Source organism: Neisseria sp. HMSC31F04, from assembly GCF_001807735.1.
Lineage (GTDB): Bacteria > Pseudomonadota > Gammaproteobacteria > Burkholderiales > Neisseriaceae > Neisseria > Neisseria elongata.
Window position 1 is genome coordinate 23,694 of the sequence record NZ_KV790823.1, and the last position, 12,682, is coordinate 36,375.

General features: G+C 53.9%; 9 protein-coding genes and 1 tRNA gene. 5 read left to right on the forward strand and 5 right to left on the reverse strand.

Annotated features, from left to right (window positions below):
* The 3 genes from HMPREF3107_RS12190 to HMPREF3107_RS08720 form a co-directional block, all read right to left on the reverse strand.
* The coding region (locus tag HMPREF3107_RS12190; protein WP_168160541.1) for a tetratricopeptide repeat protein at positions 1 to 266 on the reverse strand (266 nt) is incomplete at its 3' end.
* A gap of 140 nt (positions 267 to 406) precedes the next feature.
* Positions 407 to 2,302, reverse strand: coding sequence for a tRNA uridine-5-carboxymethylaminomethyl(34) synthesis enzyme MnmG (gene mnmG / locus HMPREF3107_RS08715; protein ID WP_070454978.1), 1,896 nt, complete (start codon positions 2,300 to 2,302; stop codon positions 407 to 409).
* A gap of 163 nt (positions 2,303 to 2,465) precedes the next feature.
* Positions 2,466 to 3,347, reverse strand: a complete 882-nt coding sequence (locus tag HMPREF3107_RS08720; RefSeq protein WP_070455078.1) for a DMT family transporter — start codon at positions 3,345 to 3,347, stop codon at positions 2,466 to 2,468.
* A gap of 264 nt (positions 3,348 to 3,611) precedes the next feature.
* On the opposite strand from HMPREF3107_RS08720, the gene HMPREF3107_RS08725 reads away from it, so the two are divergent.
* The 3 genes from HMPREF3107_RS08725 (at position 3,612) to sstT (ending at position 5,864) form a co-directional block, all read left to right on the forward strand.
* On the forward strand, positions 3,612 to 4,193 hold the full coding sequence (locus tag HMPREF3107_RS08725) for a DUF1415 domain-containing protein (RefSeq protein WP_070455077.1): 582 nt from the start codon (positions 3,612 to 3,614) through the stop codon (positions 4,191 to 4,193).
* Positions 4,193 to 4,552, forward strand: coding sequence for a YbaN family protein (locus HMPREF3107_RS08730; protein WP_200147084.1), 360 nt, complete (start codon positions 4,193 to 4,195; stop codon positions 4,550 to 4,552). Before HMPREF3107_RS08725 ends, HMPREF3107_RS08730 begins: the two co-directional genes overlap by 1 nt.
* Before the next feature lie 97 nt (positions 4,553 to 4,649).
* A complete protein-coding gene (sstT, locus tag HMPREF3107_RS08735; protein WP_070454980.1) occupies positions 4,650 to 5,864 on the forward strand; it encodes a serine/threonine transporter SstT in 1,215 nt (404 codons plus the stop codon).
* Between the two features lie 166 nt (positions 5,865 to 6,030).
* Here sstT and HMPREF3107_RS08740 read toward each other — a convergent pair.
* Both HMPREF3107_RS08740 and HMPREF3107_RS08745 read right to left on the reverse strand, forming a co-directional pair.
* Positions 6,031 to 6,106 (reverse strand) — tRNA-Lys (locus HMPREF3107_RS08740).
* 122 nt (positions 6,107 to 6,228) lie between these two features.
* Positions 6,229 to 8,262 carry a M3 family metallopeptidase gene (locus HMPREF3107_RS08745; protein WP_070454981.1) on the reverse strand — a complete coding sequence of 678 codons (2,034 nt, stop codon included), beginning with the start codon at positions 8,260 to 8,262 and terminating at the stop codon, positions 6,229 to 6,231.
* Positions 8,263 to 8,443: 181 nt separating this feature from the next.
* Between HMPREF3107_RS08745 and polA the strand changes: the two genes are divergently transcribed.
* Both polA and HMPREF3107_RS08755 read left to right on the forward strand, forming a co-directional pair.
* Positions 8,444 to 11,236 (forward strand): DNA polymerase I, encoded by a 2,793-nt coding sequence (polA, locus tag HMPREF3107_RS08750; RefSeq protein ID WP_070455079.1) that lies wholly within the window; start codon positions 8,444 to 8,446, stop codon positions 11,234 to 11,236.
* A 1-nt stretch (position 11,237) separates the two neighbouring features.
* Positions 11,238 to 12,653, forward strand: coding sequence for an MFS transporter (locus HMPREF3107_RS08755; protein ID WP_070454982.1), 1,416 nt, complete (start codon positions 11,238 to 11,240; stop codon positions 12,651 to 12,653).
* Positions 12,654 to 12,682: the final 29 nt, after the last annotated feature.

The following is a 12,682-nucleotide window of genomic DNA, read 5'->3' on the forward strand; positions in this document are numbered from 1 at the left end:
TTGTCATACATCACACCCAAATTATATTGGGCTTCGGCAATCCCCTGCTCAGCTGCTTGGCGATACCATCTGAGCGCTTCAGCATAGTCTTGGCGCACGCCATATCCGTTGTAATACATCGCACCCAGATTATTTTGGGCTTCGGCAACCCCCTGTTCCGCCAACTGCAAGGTCTCGCGAAAATCCGATGCGTCATCCGCCCAAACTGCCTGATTCAAACCCAAAACCAGCAATGCGGTTGCCAGTAATTTTGTCAAATGTTTCATTTTAATTCTCTTATGGTTTTGAAAACGTTCATGTATGGGCGCGTGGTATGCGCCCGAAATCTTCGTGCCGTCTGAAAAACGGATTTCATTCCTATTGTTTCATGACGGTTATTTGTGCGCAGCCTGCACTTTCAGGCAGCCTACTTCGCCCCTTTAAACCCGCGTTTCAAATGCACCATCAGCAATGCGATGGCGGCAGGGGTTACGCCGGAAATACGGCTGGCTTGGCCGACGGTTTCGGGTTTGTGCTGGTTGAGCTTTTGTTGCACTTCTGCCGACAAACCTTTGACTTTGCTGTAATCGATATCCTCGGGCAGCTTTAAGGTTTCAATGTCGCGGCGGCTGTCGATTTCTTCGTTTTGGCGGTCGATATAGCCTTGGTATTTAACTTGGATTTCGACTTGTTCGACCACGCTGTCGGCAAGTGCGGTTTCAGGTTGTGCGTCAGGCAGGGTCATCAGCGCGGCGTAGTCGAGGTTCGGGCGGCGCAGGAGGTCGTGCAGGTTGGCTTCGCGGCTGAGCTTTTGGCCGAATACGCGCAGCTGCTCTTCTTCGGCGAGTTTTTGCGGCGTGTACCACGTTGTTTTCAAACGTTGGATTTCGCGTTCGATGGCTTCGCGTTTTTCGTTGAACATGCGCCATTGTTCTTCACTCACCAAGCCGATTTTGTAGCCGTCTTCGGTCAGGCGCATGTCGGCGTTGTCTTCCCTGAGTTGCAGGCGGTATTCGGCGCGGCTGGTGAACATGCGGTAAGGTTCGTTCACGCCTTTGGTGATGAGGTCGTCCACCAATACGCCGAGGTAGGCTTGTTCGCGGCGCAGCAGGAGCGGGTCTTGTTCGCGGACGTATTGCACGGCGTTCGCGCCTGCGAGCAGGCCTTGTGCGGCGGCTTCTTCGTAGCCGGTCGTGCCGTTGATTTGTCCGGCGAAGAAGAGGCCTTGGATGGTTTTGGTTTCGAGGCTGGCTTTGAGGTTGCGCGGGTCGAAGTAGTCGTATTCGATGGCGTAGCCGGGGCGCAGGATATGGGCGTTTTCCAGGCCTTTCATGCTGCGCACGAGCGCGATTTGGATGTCGAACGGCAGGCTGGTGGAGATACCGTTGGGGTAGTATTCGTTGGTCGTCAGGCCTTCGGGTTCGAGGAAAATCTGATGGCTGTCTTTGTCGGCGAAGCGGTTGATTTTGTCTTCGATAGACGGACAATAGCGCGGGCCGACGCCTTCGATTTTGCCGGTGAACATGGGGCTGCGGTCGAAGCCTGAGCGGATAATGTCGTGGGTTTTCAAATTGGTATGCGTAATCCAGCAGGACACTTGGCGCGGGTGCATTTCGGCGTTGCCGCGCACGGAAAAGACGGGTACGGGCGTGTCGCCGGGCTGTTCGGTGAGCTGGGAGAAATCAATCGTGCGCCCGTCGATACGCGGCGGCGTGCCGGTTTTCAGACGGCCTTGCGGCAGGTTCAATTCGCGCAAACGTCCGCCCAGCGATTTGGCGGCGGGGTCGCCGGCGCGGCCGCCTTCGTAGTTTTCCAAACCGATGTGGATTTTGCCGGACAAAAACGTGCCTGCGGTCAGCACGACGGCGCGGGCTTTAAATTCCACGCCCATCGCGGTGATTACGCCGCTGATGCGGTCGCCGTCGAGGGTAACGTCGTCAACCGACTGCTGGAAGAGGTCGAGGTTTTCTTGGTTTTCCAGCATTTCGCGGATGGCGGCTTTATACAGGATGCGGTCTGCCTGCGCGCGCGTGGCACGAACTGCCGCGCCTTTGCTGGCGTTCAGACGGCGGAACTGGATGCCTGATTTGTCGGTTGCCAGCGCCATCGCGCCGCCGAGCGCGTCGAGTTCGCGCACGAGATGACCTTTGCCGATGCCGCCGATGGAGGGGTTGCACGACATTTGTCCGAGCGTTTCGATGTTGTGTGTGAGCAAAAGCGTCTGCGCGCCCATGCGTGCGGCGGCAAGCGCGGCTTCCGTACCTGCGTGGCCGCCGCCGACGACGATGACGTCGTAAGTTTTGGGGTAAATCATGTGGGTCATGTGTGTATGCCTGTTTCAAGTGTTTCAGACGGCCTCCGAAGGTGTAGAGGCCGTCTGAAAAATAAATGGAAAATCAAACGCGCGATTGTACGCCGTTTCGTCTCGGGCGAGAAAGGCCGTCTGAAAACGCGGTTGCGATAACTGGAAGCTTCCGCCTGCGGTTTCAGGCGGCCTTGCCGTTTTCCGGCCGTTTCGGCAACACTTTGGGCAGAACCACCGCCGCAAATGCCGAGGCGACGACAATCATCATTCCCAAGCCCGATACGGTGGAAATGTATTCGTCGAGCACGATGACGGCCATCAGAATGCCGAACACCGGTTCCAGCGTGAGCAGCAGGCCGGAGAGGTTGGCGGGAACGCGGCTCATGCCTTTGTTCCACAGCCAATAGCCGAACCAGCTGCAACAGATGCCGAGGTAGAGCAGGGCGATGCCGCCCGACCAGCTCCAGTTGATTTGATAGCTTTCGGCCAGCAGCAGCGAAAACGGCAGGCACATCACGGCGGATACGGCCAGCGAGAGCGAGGTGTAGGCCGGTGCGCCGATGTCGGCAATCAGATTCTGCGTCGGGCGGGTAATGCTGCAAAACACCGCGCTGCCCGCCACAATCATCAGGCAGCCCCAGAAGCCGATGTTGCCGCCGTTATGCCCGCCCGCAATCATGATGACGACGCCGGCAAAGGCAGTCAGGCCGCACAGCCAGTGATACCACTCCGCCTTGTCGCGGAAGAAGAAATGGCCAATAAACACCATCAGCAGCGGGTCTAGCCCGATTACGGTTTCCGCACTGGCGGCGGAAGTGTATTTCAGGCCGATGAATTGCAGCATCAATACCGCGACATAATTGAGGAAAGACAGCCACAGCAGCGGCTTCCATTTGTCTTTCGGGATTTTGTCGAGATAACGGCGGCAGACGGGCAATACGATAAGCACGGAAATCAGCAGGCGCGCCTGTACCATCAATGCCGCATCGAGCATGGTGTAGGCGAATTTGGCGGCGATAAACGAACTGCTCCAAATCAGCAGGGCGAGAATCTGGTAGAACACGGTTTCCCTTCCTTTATTTACACGCCCGTCCGCCGCGAAATGCCGAATTTCGGGCAAAACGGATTTTTTATCTGCTTTTTCAGCGAAATAATATAGATAAGGCCGTCTGAAAAAGCACGGCACGGATTGTATAGTCAAAGTGGGGGGATTACCACAGAGGCCGTCTGAAAAGGCCGCCGCAGCGTTTTTCAGACGGCCTGAAGCTTTATTTCGGCTGCGAAAAACCGTATGATTGCGAGTCATTTTCAACTGAAGCCCGAAAACATGAACAATATTGCCGCCACAGCCGCCGAACATACCCGCATCTGGCTCGAAAAAGCCGTTATCGGCTTGAACCTGTGTCCGTTCGCCAAGGCGCCGCATGTGAAAAACCGCGTGCGGATTGCCGTCAGCACCGCCAAACACACCGACGGTTTCCTCGAAGACCTCGACCGCGAACTGGCATTGTTGGCCGACTCGCCGCCGGACGAATTGGAAACCACGTTGCTGGTGCATCCGTCATTGTTTACCGACTTCATGCAGTTTAACGACATGCTCGATTTCGCCGATCAGGCCGTTATCGACAACGGCTTGGAGGGTATCATCCAAATCGCCCCCTTCCATCCCGATTTCCGCTTCGAGGGCACGGAGGCCGACGACATCGGCAACTACACCAACCGCAGCCCCTATCCAACCCTGCACCTGATTCGGGAAGACAGCATCGCCAAAGCCGCCGAAGCCTTTCCCGATGCCGAAGCCATTTTCGGCCGCAACATCGCGCTGCTGGAAAAAATGGGCAAAAGCGGTTGGGACGCATTGGAGATTCCGCAGGGCTGTCCGTTTCATAAAGCGGAGGATAATAAATGATTTTGCGCTGGCTTTTTTGGACGGCAGGCGCAGTGTCGCTGCTGTTGGGCGTCATCGGCATCGTGCTTCCCGTCCTGCCGACCACGCCGTTCGTTCTGCTGGCCGCCGCCTGCTGGGCGCGAGCCTCGCCGCGTTTTCACCGGTGGCTGCACCGCCATCCTTATTTCGGCCCGATGGTGCAAAACTGGGAAGAGAAACGCGCCGTACCGCGCCGCGCCAAATACCTTGCCTACACCATGATGACCGCGTCCTGCCTGATGATGCTCTACCGCTTCCCCGACCAATGGTGGATAACCGCAGGTGCGGCCGCCATCTGTCTGGCCAGCGCGGTTTGGATGTCGCGTCTGCCGGATGCCTGAACCGCCTTTACTGTTTTCAGACGGCCTCGGCGGCTATCCAATCCATTCCGTTTCTTATAGAATGTAAGCCTTTCTCAAATCAGGTTAAGATAACACAATGACAACGAACAATCCCTTCCTGCGGGCACTCAAACGCACCAGCACCGTGCAGCAAATCGCCATCGGTCTGGTTTTGGGCGTACTGCTATACATCGTATCCCCGTCCGCCGCCAAAACAGCGGGTATTTTCGGCGACATGTTCGTCGGCGCGCTGAAAGCCGTGGCTCCGTTTCTGGTGTTTGTACTGGTAACGGCGGCCATCACCAAGCATCAAAAGGGCAACGAAACCCATATCAAGCCGATTCTGCTGCTTTATCTGCTTGGCACATTGGGTGCGGCACTGGTGGCCGTGGCCGCCGGCCTGGCTTTTCCGACCGAGCTGAAATTAATCGGCGGCAACGTCGATTCCGCAGCCCCTTCCGGTATTGGCGAAGTATTGAAAACCGTACTGCTGAATTTGGTGGACAATCCGATTAAAGCCCTTTCCGGCGGTAACTACATCGGTATCCTCGCTTGGGCCCTGATGCTGGGTTTCGCCCTGCGCCATGCTTCCGCCGCCACACGTTCGATGGTGGCCGATATGGCTGACGCCGTGTCTAATATCGTCGGCTGGGTTATCCGCTTTGCACCGCTGGGTATTTTCGGCCTGATTTCCGCCACATTGGCGGCTACCGGTTTTGGGGCGTTAAAAGACTATTTCCGCCTCCTCGTGGTGCTGGTGGGCTGTATGCTGTTTGTCGCATTCGTGTTCAACCCGCTGATTGTTTGGTGGAAAATTAAGAAAAACCCGTATCCGCTGGTGCTGACCTGTTTGCGTGAAAGCGGCGTAAACGCGTTTTTCACCCGCTCGTCCGCCGCCAATATTCCCGTCAACATGGCTTTGGCGAAAAAACTCGGCCTGCATGAAGACACCTATTCCATCTCCATCCCGTTGGGTGCGACCATCAATATGGCCGGAGCCGCCATCACCATTACCGTGCTGGCCTTAGCCGCCGCCCATACCCAAGGCATCCAAGTCGATTTCCTCACCGCTTTGCTGCTGAGCCTTGTGGCCACTGTCAGCGCGTGCGGCGCGTCCGGCGTGGCCGGCGGTTCGTTGCTGCTGATTCCGCTGGCGTGCAGCTTGTTCAACATCGACAACGATGTTGCCATGCAGGTAGTAGCCGTCGGCTTCGTTATCGGCGTGGTGCAGGATTCGTGCGAAACCGCGCTGAATTCTTCCACCGATGTGTTGTTTACCGCCGCCGCCGACTACGGCAGCCGCAAACAGTAATCCGGCTTGTAACGAAAAGAGGCCGTCTGAAAAACCGTTTTAAGGTTTTTCAGACGGCCTTTCACTATTTCCCACCGCTAACTTCCCGCTTGAATTTTGAAGCGGAAAAATAGGCAAAAAAAAAGAAAATCAGCGGGTAGGCCGATTTTCTTTTAAAAGTGTAGTTTGGTGGGTCGTGAGCGATTCGAACGCTCGACCAACGGATTAAAAGTCCGCTGCTCTACCGACTGAGCTAACGACCCTAAGAAAGGAAGCGCAAATAATATAGTGCTGCGGAATACTTGTCAATACTTTTTTGAGGCCGTCTGAAAAATATTTGCTTCCCGTTTTTCAGACGGCCTCAAACGAATTGAAAAGAAAGGGTTTATGCTTCCTGCAAGCCCAGGTGCCGCAGCAATGCATCCACCTGCGGTTCGCGGCCGCGGAAGGCTTTGAAGGATTCCATCGCGCTGCGCGAGCCGCCGCGCGAGAGGATTTCGTTCCAGAAATGCGCGCCGGTCTGCCCGATGTCGTCGCTTTCTTCAAAGGCGGCATAAGCGTCGGCACTCAGCACTTCGGCCCAGGCATAGCTGTAATAGCCTGCGGAGTAGCCGCCGGCGAAGATGTGGCCGAAGCTGTTGGCGAAGCGGTTGTAGTCGGGTTGTTTGATGACAGCGACTTCCGCGCGTACTTCGTCCAGCACCTGCGGCCAGTTTTTCAGACGGCCTTCTTCGGTTTCGCTGTAAATCCGCATGTCGAAAAGGCCGAATTCCATCTGCCGCGCCAAGAACAGGCCGACTTGGAAGTTTTTCGCCGCCAGCATTTTGTCGAACAGTTCGCGCGGCAGCGGCCGGCCGCTTTCTTCGTGTGCTGACATGTCGGCCAGCGTTTGGTATTCCCAGGCGAAGTTTTCCATAAACTGGCTCGGCAGTTCTACCGCGTCCCATTCCACGCCGTTGATGCCGGACACGCCCAGTTCGTCCACGCGGGTCAGCAGGTGGTGCAGGCCGTGCCCGGTTTCATGGAAGAGGGTAACGATTTCGTCGTGACTGAGGTAGGCGGGTTTGCCGTTGACGGGCGGGGTGAAGTTACAGACGAGGTAGGCGGTTGGCAGCTGCAGGGTGCCGTCGGGCAGGCGGCGGCGGCCTTTGTAGTCGTTCATCCATGCGCCGCCGCGTTTGCCTTCGCGGGCGTATAAGTCCATGTAAACGCCGCCGATGACCGAGCCGTCTTTTTCCAATTCGAAATAGCGCACGTCGGGATGCCACACGGGCACGGTGCGTTCGGCGAGTTTGACGCCGTAGAGGCGGCCGATTTGGGCGAACAGTCCGGCCAGCACTTTGTCGGCGGGGAAGTAGCGTTTGACTTCGGTTTCGGAGAAAGCGTATTTTGCTTCGCGCAGTTTTTCGCCGGCATAGGTGATGTCGTATACCGCCAATTCGTTCAGGCCCAGATGTTCGCGGGCAAAATCGCGGACTTCGGCCAAATCTTTTTCGCCGAACGGTTTGGCGCGGGCGGCGAGGTCGTGCAGAAAGGTCAGAACCTGTTGCGGCGATTCGGCCATTTTGGTGGCCAGCGAGAGTTCGGCGTAGTTGGCGAAACCCAAAATCCGCGCTTCTTCCAGCGAGATTTCCAAGCGGCGGGTGATGTCGGCGGTGTTGTCGTATTTTCCGCCGTCAGACAGTTCGCTGGCGCGGGTAACGTAGGCGCGGTAGATTTCGGCGCGCAATTCGCGGTCGTCGGCGTGTTTCATCACGGCCAGATAGTGCGGCATCTGCAATCCGATTTTGTAGCCGCTTTTGCCTTCCGCTTCGGCTGCGGCGGCAAACATGGCTTTTTCGTCGTCGGTCAGGCCTTTCAGACGGCCTTCGTCAGGGAAATACAGGGCAAAGGCATCGGTTGCGTCGAGCACGTTTTGTGAAAAGCGGGCGGCCAGCTGCGCCCCTTCGGTCTGCAATTCGGCCAGCCGTGCCTGTTTTTCCGGCGGCAGTTCCGCACCGCTCAACACGAAGTCGCGCAAGTCGTGTTCCAGCTTGGTTTTCTGCGCTTCGTTCAAGGCGGCGAATTCGGGCGAGGCTTTGATGGCTTTGAAACGGTTGTACAGTTCGATGTCTTGGCCGATTTCGGTAAAGAAGACGGTTACTTCGGGCATCAGGGCGTTGTATTCGGCGCGCAGTTCGGGGGTATCGACCACGGAATTGAGATGGGATACCACGCCCCAAATGCGGCCGACGCGTTCGGTGATGCCGGTCAGCCGTTCGACCGTGTTCGCCCATGATGATTCGGGCTGTGCCTTGATTTCGGCGATGGCGGCACGGGCTTCGGCCATCGCGGCCTGCATCGCGGGCTTGATGTCGGCGGGGCGGATGTCGGAATAGCGCGGCTCATCGCCGAGGTTTAGTAATACGTTGTCGCTCATATCGGTTTCTCGTTCGGAGGAGGTTAATCGGATGGAGGCCGTCTGAAAACGCCGGCTTCGGCAAAATAAAACGGAACAGGCCGCTAAATGGGGGTGTTTGCCGAAATTCCAGCCCCGCGGCAAACTTTCAGACGGCCTCCTCCTTTATAATCCGCTTATTATTGATTTTTTCAGGTGCCTTATCATGTCCAAACCCACTCTCCTCCTCGTTGACGGCTCTTCTTATCTTTACCGCGCTTATCACGCGATGGCGCAATTGACCGCGCCTGACGGTGCGCCGACGGGTGCGCTTTATGGCGTGTTGAACATGTTGCGCCGGCTGCGGGCGGATTATGTGCATGATTATTGCGCGGTGGTGTTTGATGCGAAGGGCAAGAATTTCCGCCACGAGATGTTCCCCGACTACAAGGCGACGCGCCCGCCGATGCCGGACGATTTGCGCCCGCAGGCGGAAGCCTTGCCGGATTTGGTGCGGCTGATGGGCTGGCCGGTGCTGGTGATTCCGCAAGTCGAAGCGGACGACGTTATCGGCACGCTGGCGGCGATGGCAGGCGAAGCTGGTTGGAATGTGGTGGTGTCCACCGGAGATAAGGATATGGCGCAGTTGGTAAACGAGCGCGTAACGCTGGTGAACACGATGAGCGGCGAAACGCTGGACATTGAAGGCGTGAAGGAAAAATTCGGTGTGCGCCCCGACCAAATCCGCGATTATCTCGCGCTGATGGGCGACAAGGTGGACAATGTGCCGGGCGTGGAGAAGTGCGGCCCGAAAACGGCAGTGAAGTGGCTGGAAGCCTACGGTTCGCTGGCTGGTGTGATGGAACATGCTGCGGAAATCAAGGGCAAGGTCGGCGAAAACCTGCAAGCCGCGCTGCCCCAACTGCCGCTTTCGTATGATTTGGTGACGATTAAAACCGATGTGGACTTGCACACCGAGCTTTCAGACGGCCTCGAAAGCCTGCGCCGCACTTCGCCGAAATGGTCGCAGCTTGCGATCGATTTCAAACGCTGGGGCTTCCGCACTTGGTTGAAAGAAGCGGAAAGCCGTATGCACGAAGCGGCGGCCGGCGATTTGTTCGGCAGCGATACGATAGGCGAACAGGCGGCGTTGGACATGGAAACGTCGTCTGAAAAAATCATAGAACATGCCCCCGCCCCCGAAAAGCTGGATTATCAAGCCATTACCACCGAAGCGCAGTTTGCCGCCTTGTTAGACAAACTGTCGCGGGCGGACGCCATCGGCATCGATACGGAAACCACGTCCCTAGACGCGATGAACGCCGCGCTGGTCGGCATCAGCATCGCGTTCCAAGCGGGCGGAGCGGTTTACATCCCCGTAGGGCACAGCCTGACCGCCGCGCCCGAACAGCTTGATTTGCAGGACGTATTAGGTCGTCTGAAACCGCATTTGGAAAACCCCGCCCTGAAAAAAATCGGGCAAAACCTCAAATACGACCAACACGTTTTCGCCAACTACGGCATTGCCCTGAACGGCATTGCCGGCGACGCCATGCTCGCTTCCTACATCATCGAGAGCCATCTCGGACACGGCTTGGACGAATTGTCCGAACGCTGGCTCGGCTTGGAAACCATTACCTACGAATCGCTATGCGGCAAAGGCGCGAAGCAAATCGGTTTTGCCGATGTCGCCATCGAGCAGGCGACCGAATACGCCGCCCAAGACGCCGATTTCGCCCTGCGCCTCGAAGCGCACCTGCGTGCGCAAATGGACGCCAAACAGCTTGAAATGTATGAAAAAATGGAGCTGCCCGTCGCGCAGGTATTGTTTGAAATGGAACGCAACGGCGTACAAATCGACCGCGCCGAACTCGCCCGCCAAAGCGCAGAACTCGGCGCCGAACTGATGAAGCTCGAACAAGAAGCCTACGCCGCCGCAGGCCAGCCGTTCAACCTCAACTCGCCCAAACAGCTTCAAGAAATCCTGTTCGACAAAATGGGCATCCCCACCAAAGGCCTGAAAAAAACCGCCAAAGGCGGCATTTCCACCAACGAAGCCGTGCTCGAACAGCTCGCGCCCGACTACCCTCTGCCCAAAATCATCCTGCAAAACCGCAGCCTGGCGAAACTCAAATCCACCTACACCGACAAACTGCCCGAAATGATTTCCCCCAAAGACGGCCGCGTGCATACCACCTACGCCCAAGCCGTCGCCATTACCGGCCGCCTCGCCAGCAACAACCCCAATCTGCAAAACATCCCCATCCGCACCGCCGAAGGCCGCCGCGTGCGCCGCGCCTTCACCGCACCGCAAGGCAGCGTCATCGTTTCCGCCGACTATTCCCAAATCGAGCTGCGCATCATGGCGCACCTCTCCGGCGACAAAACCCTCATCGCCGCGTTCCAAAACGGCGAAGACGTACACCGCCGCACCGCCGCCGAAGTATTCGGCATCGCCCCCGAAAACGTTTCGCCCGAACAACGCCGCTACGCCAAAACCATCAACTTCGGCCTCATTTACGGCATGGGCCAATACGGCCTCGCCAAATCGCTGGGCATAGACAACCTGTCCGCCAAAACCTTCATCGACCGCTACTTCGCCCGCTACCCCGGCGTCGCCGAATACATGCAGCGCACCAAAGAACAAGCCGCCGCCCAAGGCTTCGTCGAAACCCTGTTCGGCCGCCGCCTCTACCTGCCCGACATCCGCAACAAAAACGCCAACGCCCGCGCCGGAGCCGAACGCGCCGCCATCAACGCCCCTATGCAAGGCACCGCCTCCGACCTCATCAAACGCGCCATGATAGACGTGTCCCGCTGGCTTTCAGACGACCTCTTGCAAAGCAAACTGATTATGCAGGTACATGACGAATTGGTGCTGGAAGTACCCGAAGCCGAACTGGATTTAGTGAAAGAAAAACTGCCGCAGATTATGGCGAAAGTGGATGAAGGGTTGTTGAAAGTGCCGCTTGTGGCGGAAGTGGGCGTGGGGAGGAATTGGGAAGAGGCGCATTGAGATGAACGATGCATTGAAAAATATTGATACATACATCAAGTTTTATGAAGCAATCCAATCAATTCAATCTGATATTAAAAAACTTGAAGATGATAGAATTAATCTGGATAGTAGAATTATTGCTATTAAAATAGATAATTTAAAGAAAGGTATCTCGAGTATTCGAAGGAGCATCGATAAGAATAAAGAGTTGGAATATGACATTAATCAATGTAAAAAACATCTAAATCAGATTTTAATTATATATGGATTAGCTAAAAGGCTTGGTAGAAAAGAATATTTTTCACATTTAATTGGAAGAGAAATTTCTATTATCCCAAAACCTATCATTTGCGATGAGAAGTTGTTGAAATTTATTGAGGATAGTGATTCAAATTACAAAGAAATTAAGAAAAAGATATCATATATTCAAAAAGATATTAGTTTTAAATCTTTGCAAGATAAATTGGATTGTCTAGTACGAAATCTAAATGAAATATCTAAATTAGAGGAGGTGTTAAATGGTAAGAATACATTGGAAAAAGTATATTTTTATACTGCAATATTTTTAGCATTTCTTCCTATTTTGTCGGGTATTGGTTTTCTATTCTTAATTATCTATCTTTCTAGAGTAAATTCATCTATATTTTTTACAGATATTTTAGCTAATGGTGGAGTTAGTGGGATTTTATTTTCTGCTGCAATTGTTTTCTTTTTTGGATTAACGCAATTTTTAATTCCTGTTTGTATTATTTTCTCACAAAAGGATAAATCTAGTATTTTTGAAAAAACCTTAACTCTACTTATGGTTGTTTTTTCTTTATTTATGTCATGGATAGGGTTCTGGAGTATTTCAACAGTTTTAGGTGCGTTTATTCCTGCTATATTTTGGACATTTTTTGTTTTAGGAGCCAAGTCTCTATACAAACTTGAAGGGATTAGAAGAGGTAAGCCTCATGCTGTGATTTTAACTATATTAATAATGCCTTTTTTATTTATACTTTCAATAATTATTTCATCTTCAATATTGCAACTTTTTCAATTATCTAGTGGGCTAAGATTAGAAAATATATTTCGAACAATAGATTTTGTTCAAACAGACTATTCATGGTTTAAGGTTAATAAACCTTATTTTGAACGTACGGGTTTAAAGCCTTCCGAGTTAAAAATAAAGGAGAAAAAATTTTCTAATAAATATTCTAAGCCAGCTTTAAGTCATGGCAAGGATGATGTATTTCTTTATGGAAAATTATGGGTAAATGCAAATAATCTGAAAATTTTGTGCCCTCCTTCAAAAATAGAATTGAAAGAAAAAGAAGAAGGTAGAAAAGCATATACTCCAATGGATATTAAACCAGAAGAGGTAGATAAAGAATGCCTTGTATTCCGATCGGATGATTTACAAAGTATGATGGGCTTTATTGAACAGCCTAGATAGTAGCTGCAAAGGTCGTCTGAAAACCCTAT

Bases quoted from the DNA above. Each gene is read 5' to 3' on its own strand.
- HMPREF3107_RS08755 (WP_070454982.1), top strand. From the start codon at position 11,238: ATGAACGATGCATTGAAAAATATTGATACATACATCAAGTTTTATGAA.
- sstT (WP_070454980.1), top strand. From the start codon at position 4,650: ATGACAACGAACAATCCCTTCCTGCGGGCACTCAAACGCACCAGCACC.
- mnmG (WP_070454978.1), bottom strand. From the start codon at position 2,302: ATGACCCACATGATTTACCCCAAAACTTACGACGTCATCGTCGTCGGC.
- HMPREF3107_RS08745 (WP_070454981.1), bottom strand. From the start codon at position 8,262: ATGAGCGACAACGTATTACTAAACCTCGGCGATGAGCCGCGCTATTCC.
- HMPREF3107_RS08725 (WP_070455077.1), top strand. From the start codon at position 3,612: ATGAACAATATTGCCGCCACAGCCGCCGAACATACCCGCATCTGGCTC.